Origin of the sequence: Enterobacter cloacae complex sp. 2022EL-00788 (genome assembly GCF_026627565.1) — a bacterium.
In the GTDB taxonomy this organism is placed as follows: Bacteria; Pseudomonadota; Gammaproteobacteria; order Enterobacterales; family Enterobacteriaceae; genus Enterobacter; species Enterobacter pasteurii.
Map to the genome: position 1 here is coordinate 86,142 of NZ_JAPNMC010000011.1, position 19,715 is coordinate 105,856.

A 19,715-nucleotide genomic window follows, 5' to 3' on the forward strand; every position below is an offset into this window, starting at 1 on the left:
CAGCGGGCTTTTTTTTGAACAGAAAATGAGAACAACACCATGCAAACAGCCAAACCACACCTCGAATTGCTGACCTGCGAGGCGGCCTATCGCCACAACCCGACCGCGCTGTTTCACCAGGTCTGCGGTGCGCGCCCAGCGACGCTGCTGCTGGAGTCTGCCGATATCGACAGCAAGGACGATCTGAAAAGCCTGCTGCTGGTGGACAGCGCGTTGCGCATTACCGCGTTTGGTGACACTGTCACCGTTAAGGCCCTTTCCGAGAACGGCGCGTCGCTGCTGCCGCTGCTGGATGCGGCTCTGCCGTCGGGCATTGAAAATGAGCATCACCCGGAAATGCGTATTCTCCATTTCCCGCCGGTCAGCCAGCTGCTGGATGAAGATGCCCGCCTCTGCTCGCTGTCCGTTTTCGATGCCTTCCGCCTGCTGCAAAATCTGGTCACCGTGCCGGAAGATGAGCGCGAAGCAATGTTCTTCGGCGGGCTGTTTGCTTACGACCTGGTTGCCGGCTTTGAAGCGTTGCCGGAAACCGAGCAGGGCAACCGCTGCCCGGACTACTGCTTCTATCTGGCTGAAACCCTGCTGGTAATTGACCATCAGAAAAAATATACCCGCATCCAGGCCAGCCTGTTCACGCCGTCAGCGTCTGAGAAAAGCCGCCTTGAACAGCGCATCGCCCAACTGCAACAGCAGATGACGGAGGCCCCGCCCGCGCTGCCGGTACAGCGTATTGAACAGATGATCTGCGAGGTAAACCAGACTGACGACCAGTACGGCGCCGTGGTTCGCCAGATGCAGAAGGCGATTCGCGCCGGGGAGATTTTCCAGGTGGTGCCTTCCCGCCGCTTCTCTCTGCCCTGCCCGTCGCCGCTGGCCGCCTACGACGTGCTGAAAAAGAGCAACCCAAGCCCGTACATGTTCTTTATGCAGGACAACGATTTCACCCTGTTTGGCGCCTCACCGGAAAGCTCGCTGAAGTACGACGCCACCAGCCGCCAGATTGAGATCTACCCGATCGCGGGAACCCGTCCACGCGGCCGTCGTGCCGATGGCTCGCTGGATCGCGATCTCGACAGCCGCATTGAGCTGGAAATGCGTACCGACCATAAAGAGCTGTCCGAGCACCTGATGCTGGTCGACCTGGCGCGTAACGACCTGGCGCGTATCTGCACCCCGGGTACCCGCTACGTGGCGGACCTGACCAAAGTCGACCGCTACTCCTTCGTGATGCACCTGGTGTCCCGCGTGGTGGGCGAACTGCGTAGCGACCTCGACGTGCTGCACGCCTACCGCGCCTGCATGAACATGGGCACCCTGAGCGGTGCGCCGAAAGTTCGCGCGATGCAGCTTATCGCCGAAGCAGAGGGCCGCCGTCGCGGCAGCTACGGCGGCGCCGTAGGCTACTTCACCGCACATGGCGACCTGGATACCTGCATCGTGATCCGCTCCGCCTACGTTGAGGACGGCGTTGCCACCGTTCAGGCCGGTGCAGGGATTGTGCTTGATTCTGTCCCGCAGTCTGAGGCTGACGAAACCCGCAGTAAGGCTCGCGCGGTACTGCGCGCCATCGCTACCGCACACCATGCGCAGGAGATTTTCTGATGGCTGACATTCTGCTGCTCGATAATATCGACTCTTTTACCTATAACCTGGCAGATCAGCTGCGTGCGAATGGTCACAACGTCGTTATCTATCGCAACCACGTTCCGGCCCAGACGCTGATTGACCGGCTGGCGACCATGCAAAACCCGGTGCTGATGCTCTCTCCCGGGCCAGGCGCGCCGAGCGAAGCGGGCTGTATGCCAGAGCTGTTAACCCGCATGCGCGGCAAGCTGCCGATTATCGGTATCTGTCTCGGCCACCAGGCGATTGTGGAAGCCTACGGCGGCTACGTAGGACAGGCTGGCGAGATCCTGCACGGTAAAGCGTCCAGCATAGAACATGACGGCCAGGCGATGTTTGCCGGGCTGCCGAACCCGCTTCCTGTGGCGCGTTACCACTCGCTTGTCGGCAGCAACATTCCAGCCGGGCTGACCATCAACGCCTCGTTTGAAGGAATGGTAATGGCGGTACGTCACGATGCGGACCGCGTCTGCGGAATGCAGTTCCACCCGGAATCAATTTTGACCTCCGGCGGGGCGCGCCTGCTGGAGCAAACGCTCGACTGGGCGTTGCAGAAGCTGGAACAGACCAACACCCTGCAGCCGATTCTGGAAAAACTGTATCAGGCCCAGACCCTGAGCCAGCAGGAAAGCCACCAGCTTTTCTCTGCCGTGGTGCGCGGCGAGCTGAAGCCTGAACAGCTGGCCGCCGCGCTGGTGAGCATGAAGGTGCGCGGCGAAAGCCCGCAGGAGATTGCCGGTGCTGCAACGGCCCTGCTGGAAAATGCGGCCCCGTTCCCGCGCCCGGACTATCAGTTTGCCGACATCGTCGGTACCGGTGGCGACGGCAGCAACAGCATTAATATTTCGACCGCCAGCGCCTTTGTAGCCGCGGCCTGTGGTCTGAAGGTGGCGAAACACGGTAACCGCAGCGTGTCCAGCCGTTCCGGATCGTCCGATCTGCTGGCCGCGTTCGGCATCAACCTGGACATGAACGCCGAACGTTCACGCGAAGCGCTGGATGACCTGGGCGTCTGTTTCCTGTTTGCGCCGAAGTATCACACCGGTTTCCGCCACGCGATGCCGGTTCGCCAGCAGCTTAAGACCCGCACGCTGTTCAACGTGCTCGGCCCACTCATTAACCCGGCGCACCCGCCGCTGGCGCTGATTGGCGTTTACAGCCCGGAACTGGTGCTGCCCATTGCCGAGACCCTGCGCGTGCTGGGTTACAAACGTGCCGCCGTGGTTCACAGCGGGGGAATGGATGAAGTTTCGCTGCACGCGCCAACGCTGGTAGCCGAACTGAACAACGGCGAAGTGCTGAACTATCAGCTTGAGGCTTCTGATTTTGGCTTAACGCCATACCGTCAGGAGGCGCTGGCTGGCGGTACTCCTGAAGAAAACCGTGACATTCTCACGCGCTTATTACAAGGTAAAGGTGAGGCCGCCCACGAGGCCGCCGTGGCTGCCAACGTTGCCATGCTGATGCGTTTACATGGTGAGGAAGATCTGAAATCCAACGCCCAAAAAGTTCTGGACGTACTGCGCTCCGGTGCAGCTTACGATCGCGTTACCGCACTTGCGGCAAGAGGGTAAATAATGCAGACCGTTTTAGCGAAAATCGTCGCCGATAAGGCCATCTGGGTGGAAGCACGCAAGCAGCAGCAGCCGCTGGCCGGTTTCCAGAATGACGTCGTTCCGAGCAGCCGTCGTTTCTATGATGCCCTCCAGGGCGCACGCACCGCGTTCATTCTGGAGTGTAAAAAAGCGTCTCCGTCTAAGGGCGTGATCCGTGACGATTTCGACCCGGCGCGTATTGCCGGTATCTACAAACATCATGCGTCCGCCATCTCCGTGCTGACGGATGAGAAATATTTTCAGGGCAGCTTTGATTTTCTGCCCGTCGTCAGCGGCATCGCGCCGCAGCCAATTCTGTGCAAAGACTTTATTATCGACCCGTACCAGATCTGGCTGGCGCGCTTCTACCAGGCCGATGCCTGCCTGCTGATGCTGTCCGTGCTTGATGACGAACAGTATCGCCAGCTCGCCGCCGTCGCGCACAGCCTGAATATGGGCGTGCTGACCGAAGTAAGCAACGAGGAGGAGCTGGAGCGCGCCATCGCGCTGGAGGCCAAAGTGGTGGGCATTAACAACCGCGACCTGCGCGATCTGTCGATTGACCTTAACCGCACGCGTGAGCTTGCACCGCGCCTCGGCGCGGGCGTAACGGTGATCAGCGAGTCCGGCATTAACAGCTACGCTCAGGTCCGCGAGCTCAGCCATTTTGCTAACGGCTTCCTGATCGGCTCCGCAATGATGGAACACGACGATCTGAACGCGGCCGTGCGCCGCGTGCTGTTGGGCGAAAACAAAGTGTGCGGCTTAACCCGTGAACAGGATGCCCTGGCCGCGTATGAGGCGGGCGCCATCTACGGCGGTCTGATCTTTGTTGATTCCTCCCCGCGGGCTGTCAGTGACGAACAGGCGCGTAAGGTCATCGCGGCGGCCCCGCTCAGCTATGTGGGCGTGTTCCGCAATGCGGACATCAACGACGTCGCGGCGAAAGCGGAAGCGTTAAAACTGAGCGCGGTTCAGCTCCACGGCGATGAAGACCAGGCGTATATCGATGCGCTTCGAGCCGTTCTCGCGCCTCAGATTCAAATCTGGAAAGCACAACGCGTCGAAGCCACGCTGCCCGCACGTAACCTGAATCAGGTGGATAAATACGTGCTTGATAACGGCCAGGGCGGTACCGGACAGCGTTTCGACTGGTCACTGCTGCGTGGCGAAGCGCTGGACAACGTTCTGCTGGCAGGTGGATTAAGCCCCGATAACTGCGTAGAAGCGGCTAAAACCGGCTGCGCAGGCCTCGATTTCAATTCAGGCGTAGAGAGCCAGCCGGGTATAAAAGATGCCAGCAAGCTGGCCTCGGTATTTAAAACTCTGCGCGCATATTAAGGAAGAGAAGATGACGACATTACTTAACCCGTATTTCGGTGAATTCGGTGGGATGTACGTCCCGCAGATCCTGATGCCCGCCCTGCGCCAGCTGGAAGAAGCCTTCGTGAGCGCGCAGAAAGATCCGGCGTTTCAGGCTGAATTTACCGACCTGCTGAAAAACTACGCCGGTCGCCCGACGGCGCTGACCAAATGCCGTAACCTGACCGAAGGCACGCGGACGACGCTGTACCTCAAGCGCGAAGACCTGCTGCACGGCGGGGCGCACAAAACTAACCAGGTGCTGGGCCAGGCGCTGCTCGCGAAGCGCATGGGCAAAACCGAAATCATCGCCGAAACCGGTGCGGGCCAGCACGGCGTGGCCTCGGCGCTCGCCAGCGCCCTGCTCGGCCTGAAATGCCGCATCTATATGGGGGCGAAGGACGTTGAGCGTCAGTCTCCAAATGTGTTCCGCATGCGTCTGATGGGCGCGGAAGTGATCCCGGTGCACAGCGGTTCCGCCACGCTGAAAGATGCCTGCAACGAAGCGCTGCGCGACTGGTCCGGCAGCTACGAAACCGCGCACTACATGCTCGGCACGGCGGCGGGTCCGCATCCGTTCCCGACCATCGTTCGCGAGTTTCAGCGCATGATCGGCGAAGAGACCAAAGCGCAGATCCTCGAGAAAGAGGGTCGCCTGCCGGATGCGGTGATCGCCTGCGTTGGCGGTGGATCTAACGCCATCGGCATGTTTGCCGATTTTATCGACGAGACCAGCGTTGGGCTGATTGGCGTAGAGCCAGCCGGTCACGGGATCGAAACCGGCGAGCACGGCGCGCCGCTGAAGCACGGTCGCGTGGGGATCTACTTCGGCATGAAGGCCCCGATGATGCAGACCGACGAAGGGCAGATTGAAGAGTCTTACTCAATTTCTGCCGGGCTGGATTTCCCGTCCGTTGGGCCGCAGCACGCCTTCCTCAACAGCACCGGCCGCGCGGATTACGTCTCTATCACCGATGATGAAGCGCTGGAAGCCTTTAAAACGCTGTGCCGCAATGAAGGGATTATCCCGGCGCTGGAGTCCTCACACGCGCTTGCACACGCGCTGAAGATGATGAAAGCGGACCCGGAGAAAGAGCAGCTATTGGTGGTTAACCTTTCCGGTCGCGGGGATAAAGATATCTTTACCGTTCACGATATTCTGAAAGCACGAGGGGAAATTTGATGGAACGCTACGACAACGCATTTGCACAGCTAAAAGCCCGCCAGGAAGGCGCGTTCGTTCCCTTCGTTACGCTGGGCGACCCCGGTCCGGAGCAGTCGCTGAAAATCATCGACACCCTGATTGAAGCCGGTGCCGACGCTCTTGAACTGGGGATCCCGTTCTCGGATCCGCTGGCGGATGGCCCGACCATCCAGAACGCCACCCTGCGCGCCTTTGCCGCGGGCGTCACGCCGACCCAGTGCTTCGAGATGCTGGCGGCAGTTCGCCAGAAGCATCCGACCATTCCGATCGGCCTGCTGATGTACGCTAACCTGGTCTTCAGCCGCGGTATTGACGAGTTTTACGCCGAGTGCGCCCGCGTTGGCGTTGACTCCGTGCTGGTCGCTGACGTGCCGGTGGAGGAATCTGCGCCGTTCCGCCAGGCGGCGATGCGCCACAACGTCGCGCCAATCTTCATCTGCCCGCCGAACGCCGATGACGCACTGCTGCGCCAGATTGCCTCGTACGGACGAGGCTATACCTACCTGCTCTCCCGTGCGGGCGTTACCGGCGCGGAGAACAAAGCCGCGCTGCCGCTGCACCATCTGGTGGAAAAGCTGGCGGAATATCACGCTGCGCCGCCGCTTCAGGGCTTCGGGATCTCCTCCCCGGACCAGGTTACCGCAGCGATTGAGGCGAAGGCGGCTGGCGCGATTTCCGGTTCGGCTATCGTGAAAATCATCGAGAACAACGTAGATAAGCCCGCGCAGATGCTGGCTGAGCTGAAAGCGTTCGTCACCGCCATGAAAGCGGCAACGCGCAGCGCCTGACCGTCCTGACCGTCTGGCCTCGCTGCCGGGCGGTCTTCTTTCCGATACGGCCTTCAGCGTGTCGGGTCAAAATTGATCGCGTCGATATTTTCGGCGTGAATAGCTTTTCAAACTTTTACGTAAGCGTATGATCTGGGCTCTTTTTAGCGTTATCCTTCTGAGTTCAGAGGTTATTCATGTCATGGCATTACTTCAAACAGACTTACCTGGTTAAGTTCTGGTCACCTGTCCCGGCCGTCATCGCGGCAGGCATTCTCTCCACTTATTATTTCGGTATTACCGGCACCTTCTGGGCCGTCACGGGCGAATTCACCCGCTGGGGCGGACAGCTCCTTCAGCTGGCAGGCGTACACGCCGAAGAGTGGGGCTACTTTAAACTCATTCATCTGGAAGGCACACCGCTGACCCGTATCGACGGAATGATGATCGTCGGTATGTTCGGCGGCTGTTTTGCCGCCGCGCTGTGGGCGAACAACGTTAAGCTGCGGATGCCAAAAAGCCGCATTCGCATCATGCAGGCGGTGGTCGGCGGTATCATTGCCGGCTTTGGCGCGCGCCTGGCGATGGGCTGTAACCTTGCCGCGTTCTTCACCGGCATACCGCAGTTTTCGCTGCATGCCTGGTTCTTTGCCGTTGCCACCGCCATCGGCTCTTACTTTGGTGCAAAATTCACCCTGCTGCCGCTGTTCCGCATTCCGGTGAAAATGACCAAAGTCAGCGCGGCCTCGCCGTTAACGCAGAAGCCTGACCAGGCGCGGCGCCGCTTCCGTCTCGGTATGCTGGTCTTTTTCGCCATGATTGCCTGGGCGTTTTGCACTGCAATGAATCAGCCTAAGCTCGGCCTGGCGATGCTGTTCGGCGTTGGGTTTGGTCTGCTGATTGAACGCGCGCAGATCTGCTTTACGTCCGCGTTTCGCGATATGTGGATCACCGGGCGCACGATGATGGCGAAGGCGATCGTCGCCGGTATGGCGGTCAGCGCTATCGGCATCTTTAGCTACGTGCAGCTCGGCGTCGAGCCGAAAATCATGTGGGCGGGCCCGAATGCCGTCATTGGCGGCCTGCTGTTTGGTTTTGGCATCGTGCTGGCAGGCGGATGTGAGACCGGCTGGATGTACCGCGCCGTGGAAGGCCAGGTACACTACTGGTGGGTAGGTCTGGGTAACGTGATTGGCTCAACCATTCTGGCGTACTGCTGGGATGACGTTTCTCCGGTGCTGGCAACGAACTGGGATAAGGTCAACCTGCTGAACGCCTTTGGCCCGCTCGGCGGACTGCTGGTAACGTACGGCCTGCTGTTAATCGCCTTCTTGCTGGTTATCGCGCAGGAGAAGCGCTTCTTCCGCCGCGCCTCAGCTACAACGAAAACTCGGGAGAATGCAGCATGAAAGAGATCGTTCCGGACTATCGCCTCGATATGGTAGGTGAACCCTGCCCTTATCCCGCCGTCGCCACGCTTGAAGCCCTGCCACAGTTAAACAAAGGAGAAATTCTGGAGGTCGTGAGCGACTGCCCGCAGTCCATCAACTCTATTCCGCTTGATGCCAAAAACCACGGCTACACGGTGCTGGATATCCAGCAGGATGGGCCAACCATACGGTATTTAATTCAGAAGTAATATTCCGATCTAAAAAGGCCTCCAGGAGGCCTTTTTTTAGCTTACTGGCTTTGGCCACCGCCGCCTTTTAAGCTTTGGGAGGCATGAATGTGTGGTGAGTCGTGTTCCGCAAGCTGAACAAAGCGCACCGTGAGGTTGGTTGTGTGCTGCACTAAAGGTGGTAAAGTAAAACTGTTTACCTGCACAAACCGGACACTCAAATTTGATGTTGGGGATATCCCCTCCAGCCAGGTGTATGGAATAACCACCATACAGTAATTATCCCCCTTGCAGGGATATATCGTCTTACGGTCCGAACCTATGGGCGTGATGAAACGACAGGTTGTTGAAAGTTAACTCTTATTGATCCATGGCAACAGGAAAAATCTTTACTTAAGTAAAATCTTAAGCCTGGTTGAATAAGGTTTTGATGGATTGATGTTGGTAAGATTTTCTGGATTATTGCTCTTTTTTATCTCTTTTCACGCGTTATCTTTAAATTTTTCGTCAACGGTTTTGCGGCTAAATTGTCCAGAAAGAGGGCCAGTAGAAATCATCCTGCACGTTTATGACCACACGCAGGAAAAATGGTCAGGGAATTTTGAAACCGGCGCGGGTCATAAGCGATCCGGCGATACTGAAATTATTCCCTTTGCGAACGGCGATATTCTGTTCCACTCCATCTCACGCGATACGTTCAGCTATCTGTATGATGGCGAATCGAGGCTCAGGTATTGCGCAAAGCTGGATGAACGCCCTGTTTACCCTTCTTTTTAAGCCGGTATGACTGGCCGCCGTGCGGCCAGTTTTTTGAACGATCAGAAACGATATCCCGCAGAGAACATAAACACCCACGGATCCAGACGGGTGCTGATACTCTGCTGCTCCCCGCCTGCTTTGAAACGCACGTCGGTATCAATATCCATGTACCAGACGGAGGCGTTGATTAACCAGTCGCGGTTGATGAGGTAATCCAGCCCCACCTGCCCCGCCACGCCCCAGGAGTCCTTCAGGCTAAGATCGGTCAGCCCGGCCGCTTTCCCGGTATCGTTAAATTTCTCGTCGAGGAAGGTCGTATAGTTCACACCGGCACCAATATACGGACGCACCTTGCTGCTGGAGTCACCGAAGTACCACTGCGCCATCAGCGTTGGCGGTAAATGATGCACCGTGGCAATGTCTCCGGTCGGTCCTAAACCGACGCGGTGACGGAATGGCGTTGCGGCCAACAGCTCGACGCCAACGTTATCCGTTGCCATATAGGTGAACGTTAAGCCTAACTGAGTATTGTTGCTGACGTTAAAACCGCCCATTCCCAGTACGCTGTCTGAACCTTCCGTTGGACGAACCGTTGCCGAGCCGGCACGGATAAAGAATTCACCCGCTTCATGCGCGTACGCGCCACCAGAGAGACTGCTTAATACAAGGGCTGCCACCGCTACTTTTTTCATATCCGCTCCATCGTTGTGGTTTTAATAGCGATGGAGAATATACCTACAAATAAGTAATAAGTGATCTAACACAGATCACATTAAAACCAGTAACTTAACATTTATTGATCCAGATTAATTTTTACCAACATCATGTTAGCGCCTGTCTTGATATAGCCCGGCAAGACGGGATTACCGCTGCTTTACAAAGATATGCTTTTCCATACAAGCCTTGAGGCTGCCACCCGCGTGATATCCGGTGTACAATTGCCGGCTAATTAACACCTGCAATACTCAAGGAGAGTGCATGTCTATCACGGCGAAGTCTGTCTACCGTGACACGGGAAATTTTTTCCGCAATCAGTTCGTTACGTTTTTACTGATCGCGCTGTTGTGCGCCTTTATTACGGTGGTTCTGGGTCATGCGTTCTCACCCAGTGAAGAACAGATTGCTACGCTGAGCCAGGGGGATCATCTTGCAGGCAGCGCAGGCTTGTTTGACCTTGTGCAGAATATGACGCCAGAGCAACAGCAAATCCTGCTGCGCGCCTCCGCGGCATCGACGTTCTCCGGGTTAATTGGGAATGCGATTCTGGCAGGTGGCGTGCTGCTGATGATCCAGCTCGTATCGGCCGGACACCGCGTTAGCGCGTTGCGTGCCATCGGTGCCAGCGCACCCGTGCTGCCGAAGCTGTTTATCCTTATCTTCCTGACCACGCTCCTGGTGCAGATGGGGATCATGCTGGTTGTCGTACCGGGCGTCCTGCTGGCGATTGTGCTTTCATTCGCGCCGGTTATGGTTGTGCAGGACAAAATGGGGATCTTCACGGCGATGCGCAGCAGCATTAAGCTCGCGTGGGCGAACATGCGTCTGGTCGCTCCGGCCGTTATCAGCTGGCTGCTTGCCAAAACGCTGTTATTGCTGTTTGCGCCGAACTTTGCGGTATTAACGCCCAACGTCGGTGCGGTTGTCGCCAATACGCTGAGCAACCTGATTTCAGCCGTGCTGCTGGTCTATTTGTTCCGCCTGTATATGTTAATTCGTCAGTAACCGGGATCGCAGAATGAAGCAGTTTCTAGATTTTTTACCGCTGATCGTTTTTTTCGCGTTTTATAAGCTCTACGACATTTACGCCGGGACGCTGGCCCTGATTGTAGCAACGGCTGTAGTGCTGATTTACAGCTGGGTACGCTATCGCAAAGTTGAAAAGATGGCGCTCATCACCTTCCTGATGGTGGCGGTGTTTGGTGGCCTGACGCTGTTCTTCCATAACGATGAATTTATCAAATGGAAGGTGACGGTGATTTACGGGCTTTTTGCTGGCGCACTGCTCATCAGCCAGTGGGTAATGAAAAAACCCCTGATTCAGCGCATGCTGGGCAAAGAGCTGACGCTACCGCAGGAGGTGTGGTCTCGTCTGAACATCGCCTGGGCGCTGTTCTTTATTCTCTGTGGCCTGGCCAACATCTACATCGCTTTCTGGCTGCCGCAAAATATCTGGGTCAACTTTAAAGTCTTCGGGCTTACGGCCCTGACGCTGATCTTCACTCTGCTGAGCGGGGTTTATATCTACCGCCACATGCCGCAGGACGATAAGCAGTAATCAGATGGCCAGATCGCCTCGCGGTCTGGCCCCTCTCTTTTCCTTCCCTCTTCTCATCACGCTTTCTGCAAAAATGTCCGAATCATGAAGATTTTGTGGAGATTGCTCTCCCTTCATTGTAATGAGAATCACTATCATTAATATTCGTCATCGCATTTTTAACAAATGGAAATGAGTTGATGAATAAAACAATAAGATTTGCCCCCGCGTCACTGACGCTGGCCATGCTTTCCGCACTCAGCCAGAGCGCGCACGCAGCAGACGATCTCCTCGCCGATGGTGAAACCATGGTGGTTCAGGCCACCGCAGAGGAAGCACTCAAGCAGCAGCCGGGGGTTTCTGTCATCACCGCAAAAGACATTGAAAAGGATCCACCGGTTAACGATCTTTCGGAAATTATTCGCAAAATGCCCGGGGTTAATCTCACCGGAAACAGCGCTACGGGCAGCCGCGGCAACAATCGCCAGATCGACATTCGCGGCATGGGGCCAGAGAACACCCTGATCCTGATTGACGGTGTTCCGGTAACTTCCCGCAACTCGGTGCGCTACAGCTGGCGCGGCGAGCGCGACACCCGCGGTGACACTAACTGGGTTCCGCCAGAGATGGTCGAGCGCATTGAAGTGCTTCGCGGTCCTGCTGCTGCCCGCTACGGTTCGGGGGCCGCCGGTGGCGTCGTCAACATCATTACCAAACGCCCAACCAACGACTGGCACGGCTCGCTCTCCCTGTTCACCAACCAGCCTGAAAATGATAAAGAGGGGGCGACCAAACGCGCTAACTTTGACCTGAGCGGCCCGCTCGCGGGCGACGCGTTGACGATGCGTCTGTACGGGAATATCAACAAAACCGACGCGGATGCGCAGGACATCAATACCGCACAAAATGGCTCCTGGGCCGCCGGACGCGAAGGCGTACGTAATAAAGACATTAATGCCCTGCTCTCCTGGAAGCTCACGCCGCAGCAGATAATCGATTTCGATTACAGCTACAGCCGCCAGGGCAATATTTACGCTGGGGATACGCAGTACAGCAACGGCAACGTCAGCCCCAACGGGCTGGTATCGTCCCTTTATGGGCACGAAACTAACCGCATGTACCGTCAGTCATACGGTATTACCCATAACGGCATCTGGGACTGGGGCCAGTCAAAATTCGGTGTCTATTACGAGAAGACCAATAATACCCGCCTGGGCGAAGGCTCCACGGGTAAAGTGGAGGGGATGATCAATAGCGATAAATACGACACCAGCCGTCTCGAGTCATACCGCTCCACCGGTGAGCTGAATATTCCCTTCTTCTGGCTGGTCGATCAGACCCTGACCGTTGGCGCAGAGTGGAACCGTGATGAACTGAACGACCCGGCGTCAATGCAGGCGACTAACGTGTCGGGAGAGGTGATTAACGGCGTTTCCGGTACGGCCTCCGAGCGTAACAGCAAAAACAGCGCCGACCTGACCGGTATCTATCTTGAGGACAATATTGAAGCGCGTCCGGGCACCAGCCTGATCCCCGGCATCCGTTTTGATTACCACAATCAGTTCGGCAGTAACTGGAGCCCAAGCCTCAACCTCTCTCAGGATCTCGGCGACATTTTTAAGGTCAAAGCGGGCATCGCACGGGTATTTAAAGCGCCAAACCTCTATCAGTCCAGCGAGGGCTATCTGCTTTCCACCCGCGGTAATGGCTGCCCGAATAACGTTTCCGAAGGAAGCTGCTACCTGCTGGGCAATCCGGATTTGGATCCTGAAATCAGCGTGAACAAGGAAATCGGCCTCGCCTTCGCGCTGGAAGGCTACGAAGCCGGCATTACCTGGTTCCGAAACGATTATAAAAACAAGATCGTCTCGGGAACGGACGTGCTGGGGCAGACCAGCAGCGGTGTGAACATCCTTCAGTGGGAGAATGGTGGTAAGGCCGTCGTTGAGGGGCTGGAAGGTAACCTTACCGTGCCGGTGATCCGCGACACGCTCACCTGGCGCACCAACGCCACGTATATGATTCAGTCTGAAAGCAAAGATACCGGCAACCCGCTGTCGATTATTCCTGAATATACGGTCAACACCATGCTCGACTGGGAAGTAAACAGCAAACTCTCGGCGAACGTCACCTGGACCATGTACGGCCGCCAAAAACCCCGGGAAAATGCGGAAATCCGTAAAGAGGAAGGCGTAATGTCAGACCGGGAGATCGGCGCGTATTCCATCGTAGGGATCGGCGGAAATTATCAGCTGACAAAAAACCTGCGCCTTAATGCCGGAATCAGTAACCTCTTTGATAAGCAGATTTATCGTGAAAATGAGGGTGCGTCCACCTATAACGAACCGGGCCGCGCGTATTACGCTGGCGTAACCATGTCCTTCTGACCCTCAGGCGCCTGCTCTGCGGGCGCTATCCCTTATTCTCTCCAGCCAGAAATCATAGTAGCATCCCGCCTGAAGTCTTCAGTTATGAGTTAAAAAACAATGACAACAAATAGCGCCCCTCAGGGCGAACTGGTTTTACGCACACTGGCAATGCCTGCGGATACGAATGCCAATGGCGATATTTTTGGCGGCTGGTTGATGTCGCAAATGGATATGGGCGGTGCAATCCTTGCAAAAGAGATTGCTCACGGGCGGGTGGTAACAGTCCGGGTTGACGGAATGACCTTCCTGCGGCCCGTAGCGGTGGGCGACGTCGTTTGCTGCTACGCGCGCTGCGTTAAGCGCGGCAACACGTCCATCTCTGTCAACATTGAGGTATGGGTGAAGAAAGTCTCTTCTGAACCGATTGGCCAGCGCTACAAGGCGACTGAAGCGCTGTTTATCTATGTGGCGGTGGATAACGACGGAAAACCCCGTCCGCTACCCCAGAACTGATCCTCAGACGCAAAAAAAGCCTCACTCGAGGCTTTTTTTATTGCTGTTATTCCATTTGGGCCCCGCCGTTCAGGCGGAAGACAATGTTCACAATCAGCCCGTTGCCTGGCTTACCGGCTTCATAGCGCCACTTGCGCATGGCCGATTTAACTTCACGTTCAAACATATTGGATGGCTGCGCGGACAGGATCTGCACGTTATCCACGCGCCCGTCTGCCGTAACGTCAAATTTCACCCGTACTCGCCCTTCAATACGTAATGCCTGAGCGCGAGCCGGATACTGCGGCTGGTTACGGCTCAGCGCGCGCGGCCCCGCAGGCGCTGTTACCGCTGGTTTGGCCGCGGTCGCGGTGTTATTCATCAGCGGACGCGAAGGTGCGGTATTTTCAACCGGCTGCGTGGCGCGCGGCTCTACCGGACGCACTTCACGTTTAGGGCGTTCCTCCACCTTTTTGACCGGTTTCGGTTTCGGTTTTGGCTTTGGCTTCGGTTTTGGCTCTGGCTTATGGATGACCACCGGCGCTTCTTTCGGCGGCTCCGGAACGGGCTCAGGCTCTGGCTCCGGCTCAGCAACTAGCTGTGGCGGCGGAGGCGCAACCTGTGGCGGTTCAAGATCCGCAGGCGAGACCATGGTCACCGAAATTGGCTGCGCAGGGGCCGGCATTTCAATAACCTGATGAACCGAGGTATAGAGCAGACCCGCCACGACAGCACCGTGAATAACGACGGAAAGCAGCGTCGGCCATGGAAAGCGGCGAGGTAAATCAAGGGTCATCGAAGTCATAATCATCAACGTTAAAAAACCGAACTCCGATTTTAAATGCAAATAGCAATCATATTCAATAAGACACTTTGTCCTGGCGCAATTTAAGCGTACAAGAGGACAAAAAAGGGGCATCCAGATCAGGGTTTTAACATTGTTATTATCTTTGCATTGCAGACATTTGTGCTTTCACATAACGTAAATGACACTTTTACCGGTTAAGGAGCTTTGCCGTGCTTTACGTGATTTACGCTGAAGATGTATCTGATTCTCTGGAAAAACGTCTTTCCGTTCGCCCTGCCCATCTGGCGCGCTTACAGCTGTTGCAGGATGAAGGCCGGTTACTGACCGCGGGCCCGATGCCTGCCGTCGACAGCAACGATCCTGGTGCAGCGGGTTTTACCGGCTCAACGGTGATTGCCGAGTTTGAGTCTCTCGAAGCCGCGCAGGCATGGGCAGAAGCAGACCCGTACGTCGCGGCCGGCGTGTATGAGAACGTCACGGTTCGCCCGTATAAGAAAGTGTTCTGAAAGAAAGGCTCCAGCAGGAGCCTTTTTTCATTCCGGTAAAGATCCGTTAAGGCGGGTAAACTGCTGTTCGGTAATCAGGCTTCCCCACTGCTCGCCCTCCCACTCACTGGCAAGCTGAAAGCCAAAGGATTCGTAGAGACGTCTGGCGGCCGTAAGCTTATTAAACGTCCAGAGGTGTACCGCGGAGAAACCCATACTGTCGCAAAAATTCATCGCTTCCGTCAGCAGCCTTTTGCCCGCCCCATGTCCACGGCATCCATCGTCAAGAATAAACCATCGCAGATGGGCTTCTCCCTGCTCAAGATCTTCACCATCAATGGCTACGGAGCCAACAATCCTGCCCTGAATGAGCGCCAGCCAGATTCGGTTACGGGGATTAGTAAGACGTCCGCTGAACTCTGCCAGCCCCGAAGCGACTTTGGCTTCAAAAAAGCTGCCGAACTGGTGTTCGCGGGCGTAGAAAGTCCCGTGCATCTCCGCGATGCGCCCTATCATACCGGGCAGATAGCCCTCAACAATCTCCAGCTCATCTGAGAATTTATCCGCAGGATTTTTGCGGCACGACAGCAGCGCACCGGCATAAAGCGATAACCCCCGGGCAATGGCCTGCTGTTGATCGGGAGTCAGCGACCGTATTGCTGAAATCACCCGCTCGCTACCGTAAGCGTTGATTTGCTGGACGGTCGCATGCCCTTTTGCGGTAAGCCGGAGACATTTTGCCCTGGCGTCTTCCGGTGATGCGAACTCCTCCAGTTCGCCAGCGGCTATCAGACGAGCCAGCATTCGGCTGACGCTTGATTTTTCCAGCCCCAGCAGCTGGACTAACTGTCCGGCCGTCATCTCTTTACGCAACCCAATTTCGACCAGAGTATGGACGGCGGAAGGGGAATAATTCGTTGAGGCCAGCGTCGAGGCCATAAATCCAAGCTCTCGCACCATCAGACGTGAGGCGCTGCGGATGTCACTGACTATGGGGGTTTCGATGTGCATTGTTGTTCTCCGTTATTTAGTTGTACTATACAACAAAATAACGGCACGTTGTCAACAGGATCAAAAAAGGCTCCCTCAGAAGCTTTTTTTTAACGCTTTAACACAATGAACCAAAAGGGTTTGTTTCATATAGTATTTACATGTTGACCACAACAATACTTGAAGCCCAGCCTTTGCGGGCTTCTAACAACTATTGGTTGCGCGCAGCGATGGTCTCAACAATAACGCCGAGCGTGGTATCGTGCCATGACTGTTCCCGGCAGGAGTTTAGCGACCCGCGAAAATCAGCGCTGCCCCCCGGATGGTGACCGTATCAGGGCGCCCCGGCGCTCGATTTCATCGACCGTAAAAATCCCTTTATTCAATGACCTCGACGCCGTGTTGATAGTCGCTCCTCCGTAAAACTCCGTGGTGAAGTGGAGCGTCTATTTTCTTGCTTTCAGGAGTTAGGAACTATTCGACTCAGCTCTTCTGCAGATTACACAGCAAGCCTTCTGCGGGGCACGTTGTCAGTTTTGGGTTGAGCAGCCTTATCATTACAGTTACTATGCCTATCGTTTGTATGACTTTTATAATTCACAGATATATTTACTGATTTTTCATCAGTACACTCAGCAAATTACTATTCAATAAAACGGAATGTTGTTTTACAAGGGAGCACGATGAAAACCTTCGTTATCAACCTTAAAACTGAAATAAAAAAAAGAAACAATATTGATGCACAATGCAAAGCCAATGGTTTCGACTATGAAATCATTGAGGCTGTTAACGGCCGTGAACTGCAGGATGAAGCAACGCACCTTCTGGCTCATAACCCTTCACAGGCCAGACTAACAAAAGGCGTGATTGGCTGTACATTGAGCCATCTGTATATATATACCAGAATGGTAGCAGACAGCATCCCTTATGCCCTGGTGCTTGAGGATGACATTACAATCACTGAGTCTGCAAAAGAAGTTATTAGTACTGTAGAAAACGCACTTCAGCCGCGCAGCCGTGAAATTTACCTGCTCAATACGCCTGAGGCTATCACTCCGTTAATCAAGAAGAAACTGACTGAGAATGTCACGTTCCACAGAATGGCGCGGGCAAGCCAGTCACCTGCATACATTCTCAGCCTTGAAACGGCAAAAGCCTTGCTCGATTTTAACTACCCAATTAAATATGAAGTAGACCGCTGGGTTGCATTCCGAGATTACTGCAATATTAAAATATGGTGTCTCCCGGAAGGAGTCATCGATAGCTATGACCAGGATAAGAAAGAATCAACCCTTGAAGCTGAGCGCTGCAAAATTGAGCATGAGCGGCTGAGATTCCTGGCCACCCTAAGAAAAAAAGAGAAAGGATATCAAAGAAAGAGATTGGCTAATTTAATTCTAAAAAAAATCAGTCATCAGGTTATTTGAAATATGCCCCCAAAACGGGGCTTTTTTTAAGGCTTTTCAGGCCAGACGCATGGCGGAACAACTGAAGGGATACTGGCCAAACCAGCTGAGCTTCTCAGAGTCATGCGGAATGGTAATGCGAATGTTGATGACTCTTCAGGGCGCTTCACCAGGGGGTATCCCGAAGCTGATGCGTGATCTTGAAAGCATGGGGCTGCTGGTAAAATTGGGAAAGGGCCTTCCCGAGAGTGATAAAGGAAAGGCCCTGAAGATACCCCACAGCCCCGAAAAAGGGCCAGTCAGCTGCTTAACTGACTGGCATTACTCCCTCAGAAGCCTTTTTTCATTCAGTGCAGAGACGCCAGCCGCGCCGCGAACCCGACGAACAGCAGCCCTATCAGACCGTTGCCCAGCCTGGCGAGTTTCTTTTTCGTTTTCAGGTAACGCGTAACAAACGCCCCTGAGAAAATCAGGAAGCTCATGTACATGAAGCTGATCAGCTCAAGGGTTGTGGCGAGGATCAGGAACGACGTGCCGGTATTCGTCGCGTTCACATCAATGAACTGAACGAAGAACGACACGTAAAAAAGAATGGCCTTCGGGTTCGTCAGGCTCAGCACCAGCGAACGCTTGAGGATCGCGCTTGCCGGTTCGGCGCTATTATCGTGCGCGTTATTCTGACGGTTAATAACAGACCAGAGCATTTTGCCGCCGAGCCACAGAAGGTAAAACGCGCCCAGATAGCGGACGATATTAAATAACACCGGCGTGGTCTGGATTAACGCGGCGACCCCCGCCCAGGCCAGAAACATGAGTACAGCATCACCAATAAATACGCCGGTAGCGGCCAGATATCCTTTTTTAACGCCGTGGCCAATCCCTGTTTTAAGCACAAACAAGGTGTTCGGTCCTGGAACCAGCACGATAAAAAATGCGCCGACTACATAGGTCCAGAAATTCAGTACACCAAACTCCGCAAACACGTCTCACTCCTTTTGCACTACAACTGCGGGATTACCGCCAATAACGATATCCCCAAATCAGGGCGCTATTGTACGCCGTTATAGCCGTCAAGATAAGTCGCTGCCAGTTCGTTGCCAAATAAAGCAGCATCCTTTTCATCCATTGCCGACGTCCACTTATCCTTCGCATTGCCTGCAAAGGACTCCTGCGACTTCGCATTTTCCTTCAGCTGGTCGCGAATGCTTTGGGCGTATCGATGCGCCTCTTCCTGCGTCCGGCCTTCCGTGCGGTCGGCCCTGCCGCGCGCGTAAAGCTCGCGGAACTGCGCCACGTTAAGGCGATAGTTCTTCTGCACGTCAGAGGCGTAATTGCCGCCGGTGAAGCTGGACTGATGCGAGACAAAATAAAACGCGTGCCGATCAGGGGAAGGTTTACTGCTGGTACATCCGCTTAATATCGCAATCCCGAGGACCGCTGCTATCGCTTTTCCGTTCATCCTTTTTCCTTTTAATAAAGCCAGCTTACTCCCCAGGCATAAACATAATCTGTCAGCGAGGAGAATGACGATAACCCTAAATCTTCCCTGAGCGCATCCAGCGCCAAAAGCACAATAAAAACCCAGAGATATGGATTCATCTTTTTATTTCATGACGTTAGGGGGGCGTAGTATATCGCTGAAACCGGAGAGGAGAGACTGCGAAAAATGATAGTCCGGAGGTTTAACGGGCACCTTAACGGTGCCCCTCATGCTTTTCAGATGTCCTGGACCGCGAACAGCAGCGCGTTACGGTGTCTGTTCAGTCCACATTTTCTGATGGCGTGGATACGCATATTGCGGCGGGATTGTGCTTCCAGCCAACGAGCCTTACGACGACTCACCTGTCGCAACATGCGCCAGCGCCCTACTTCAGTTCTACTGCGCTTCATGTCTACAACTCTTTCTCTAACAGAAACGTCATTATAAGCCTAAGCTGTCGGCAAACCAGCGCTTTTATCTGCCGTTTTTATTTGCCAGATGAT

General features: G+C 55.0%; 21 protein-coding genes, 3 pseudogenes and 1 other annotated feature (1 of these 25 only partly in view). Of the genes and pseudogenes, 16 read left to right on the forward strand and 8 right to left on the reverse strand.

The window, feature by feature from the left end:
• Nucleotides 1-16: a sequence feature (Trp leader region), on the forward strand; it begins 79 nt to the left of the window's first position.
• A gap of 23 nt (nt 17-39) precedes the next feature.
• From OWK27_RS17565 to OWK27_RS17600, 8 genes are all read left to right on the forward strand, one after another.
• On the forward strand, nt 40-1,602 hold the full coding sequence (locus OWK27_RS17565; RefSeq protein WP_267590883.1) for an anthranilate synthase component 1: 1,563 nt from the start codon (nt 40-42) through the stop codon (nt 1,600-1,602).
• Nucleotides 1,602-3,197 (forward strand): bifunctional anthranilate synthase glutamate amidotransferase component TrpG/anthranilate phosphoribosyltransferase TrpD, encoded by a 1,596-nt coding sequence (gene trpD, locus OWK27_RS17570; protein ID WP_267590884.1) that lies wholly within the window; start codon nt 1,602-1,604, stop codon nt 3,195-3,197. The genes OWK27_RS17565 and trpD overlap by 1 nt, the downstream gene beginning before the upstream one ends.
• A gap of 3 nt (nt 3,198-3,200) precedes the next feature.
• On the forward strand, nt 3,201-4,559 hold the full coding sequence (gene trpCF, locus OWK27_RS17575; RefSeq protein WP_267590885.1) for a bifunctional indole-3-glycerol-phosphate synthase TrpC/phosphoribosylanthranilate isomerase TrpF: 1,359 nt from the start codon (nt 3,201-3,203) through the stop codon (nt 4,557-4,559).
• 10 nt (nt 4,560-4,569) lie between these two features.
• Nucleotides 4,570-5,763, forward strand: coding sequence for a tryptophan synthase subunit beta (gene trpB, locus OWK27_RS17580; RefSeq protein ID WP_148419656.1), 1,194 nt, complete (start codon nt 4,570-4,572; stop codon nt 5,761-5,763).
• Entirely contained in the window at nt 5,763-6,572 is an 810-nt protein-coding gene (gene trpA, locus OWK27_RS17585; protein ID WP_267590886.1) for a tryptophan synthase subunit alpha, read from the forward strand. The genes trpB and trpA overlap by 1 nt, the downstream gene beginning before the upstream one ends.
• 176 nt (nt 6,573-6,748) lie before the next feature.
• On the forward strand, nt 6,749-7,960 hold the full coding sequence (yedE, locus tag OWK27_RS17590; RefSeq protein WP_148419654.1) for a selenium metabolism membrane protein YedE/FdhT: 1,212 nt from the start codon (nt 6,749-6,751) through the stop codon (nt 7,958-7,960).
• On the forward strand, nt 7,957-8,190 hold the full coding sequence (gene yedF / locus OWK27_RS17595; protein WP_148419653.1) for a sulfurtransferase-like selenium metabolism protein YedF: 234 nt from the start codon (nt 7,957-7,959) through the stop codon (nt 8,188-8,190). The genes yedE and yedF overlap by 4 nt, the downstream gene beginning before the upstream one ends.
• 417 nt (nt 8,191-8,607) lie before the next feature.
• Nucleotides 8,608-8,946 carry a hypothetical protein gene (locus OWK27_RS17600; RefSeq protein WP_148419652.1) on the forward strand — a complete coding sequence of 113 codons (339 nt, stop codon included), beginning with the start codon at nt 8,608-8,610 and terminating at the stop codon, nt 8,944-8,946.
• Between the two features lie 41 nt (nt 8,947-8,987).
• On the opposite strand, the gene ompW is transcribed toward OWK27_RS17600, so the two are convergent.
• Complete coding sequence (gene ompW / locus OWK27_RS17605) at nt 8,988-9,620, reverse strand: outer membrane protein OmpW (protein ID WP_267590887.1); 633 nt, start codon at nt 9,618-9,620, stop codon at nt 8,988-8,990.
• A 168-nt stretch (nt 9,621-9,788) separates the two neighbouring features.
• Between ompW and OWK27_RS17610 the strand changes: the two are divergent.
• From OWK27_RS17610 to yciA, 5 genes and pseudogenes are all read left to right on the forward strand, one after another.
• A pseudogene (locus tag OWK27_RS17610) lies at nt 9,789-9,881 on the forward strand (YkgJ family cysteine cluster protein); the annotation flags it as partial.
• Nucleotides 9,882-9,906: 25 nt separating this feature from the next.
• Entirely contained in the window at nt 9,907-10,650 is a 744-nt protein-coding gene (locus tag OWK27_RS17615; protein WP_193355306.1) for a YciC family protein, read from the forward strand.
• Nucleotides 10,651-10,663: 13 nt separating this feature from the next.
• Entirely contained in the window at nt 10,664-11,203 is a 540-nt protein-coding gene (locus tag OWK27_RS17620; RefSeq protein WP_148419649.1) for a septation protein A, read from the forward strand.
• Nucleotides 11,204-11,382: 179 nt separating this feature from the next.
• Nucleotides 11,383-13,569, forward strand: coding sequence for a TonB-dependent siderophore receptor (locus OWK27_RS17625; RefSeq protein WP_267590888.1), 2,187 nt, complete (start codon nt 11,383-11,385; stop codon nt 13,567-13,569).
• Nucleotides 13,570-13,668: 99 nt separating this feature from the next.
• Entirely contained in the window at nt 13,669-14,064 is a 396-nt protein-coding gene (yciA, locus tag OWK27_RS17630; protein ID WP_148419647.1) for an acyl-CoA thioester hydrolase YciA, read from the forward strand.
• Nucleotides 14,065-14,110: 46 nt separating this feature from the next.
• Here the strand turns inward: yciA and tonB are convergent, their stop codons facing one another.
• Nucleotides 14,111-14,839: a TonB system transport protein TonB gene (gene tonB, locus OWK27_RS17635; protein WP_267590906.1), complete on the reverse strand. Its 729-nt coding sequence runs from the start codon at nt 14,837-14,839 to the stop codon at nt 14,111-14,113.
• A gap of 221 nt (nt 14,840-15,060) precedes the next feature.
• Between tonB and OWK27_RS17640 the strand changes: the two genes are divergently transcribed.
• Nucleotides 15,061-15,357, forward strand: coding sequence for a YciI family protein (locus tag OWK27_RS17640; RefSeq protein WP_148419645.1), 297 nt, complete (start codon nt 15,061-15,063; stop codon nt 15,355-15,357).
• A 27-nt stretch (nt 15,358-15,384) separates the two neighbouring features.
• Here the strand turns inward: OWK27_RS17640 and OWK27_RS17645 are convergent, their stop codons facing one another.
• Both OWK27_RS17645 and OWK27_RS17650 read right to left on the reverse strand, forming a co-directional pair.
• Entirely contained in the window at nt 15,385-16,347 is a 963-nt protein-coding gene (locus OWK27_RS17645) for a bifunctional helix-turn-helix transcriptional regulator/GNAT family N-acetyltransferase (RefSeq protein ID WP_267590889.1), read from the reverse strand.
• A gap of 193 nt (nt 16,348-16,540) precedes the next feature.
• Nucleotides 16,541-16,721: pseudogene (locus OWK27_RS17650) on the reverse strand (phage late control D family protein); the annotation flags it as partial.
• Nucleotides 16,722-17,009: 288 nt separating this feature from the next.
• Here OWK27_RS17650 and OWK27_RS17655 point away from each other — a divergent pair.
• Complete coding sequence (locus OWK27_RS17655) at nt 17,010-17,753, forward strand: glycosyltransferase family 25 protein (RefSeq protein WP_176610147.1); 744 nt, start codon at nt 17,010-17,012, stop codon at nt 17,751-17,753.
• Between the two features lie 34 nt (nt 17,754-17,787).
• Nucleotides 17,788-18,001, forward strand: a pseudogene (locus OWK27_RS17660) (IS4 family transposase); the annotation flags it as partial.
• A gap of 78 nt (nt 18,002-18,079) precedes the next feature.
• Here OWK27_RS17660 and leuE read toward each other — a convergent pair.
• The 4 genes from leuE to OWK27_RS17675 all read right to left on the reverse strand — a co-directional run bounded on the left by leuE (nt 18,080) and on the right by OWK27_RS17675 (nt 19,622).
• Nucleotides 18,080-18,715, reverse strand: coding sequence for a leucine efflux protein LeuE (gene leuE, locus OWK27_RS17665; protein ID WP_176610146.1), 636 nt, complete (start codon nt 18,713-18,715; stop codon nt 18,080-18,082).
• Between the two features lie 65 nt (nt 18,716-18,780).
• Nucleotides 18,781-19,191, reverse strand: coding sequence for an Exc2 family lipoprotein (locus OWK27_RS17670; protein ID WP_267590890.1), 411 nt, complete (start codon nt 19,189-19,191; stop codon nt 18,781-18,783).
• 11 nt (nt 19,192-19,202) lie between these two features.
• The gene (locus tag OWK27_RS24385; RefSeq protein ID WP_209007145.1) at nt 19,203-19,331 is read right to left on the reverse strand and encodes a KPN_01571 family protein; all 129 of its coding nucleotides are present in this window, start codon (nt 19,329-19,331) and stop codon (nt 19,203-19,205) included.
• A 117-nt stretch (nt 19,332-19,448) separates the two neighbouring features.
• A complete protein-coding gene (locus tag OWK27_RS17675) occupies nt 19,449-19,622 on the reverse strand; it encodes a YciY family protein (protein WP_017384232.1) in 174 nt (57 codons plus the stop codon).
• Between the last annotated feature and the right edge of the window lie 93 nt (nt 19,623-19,715).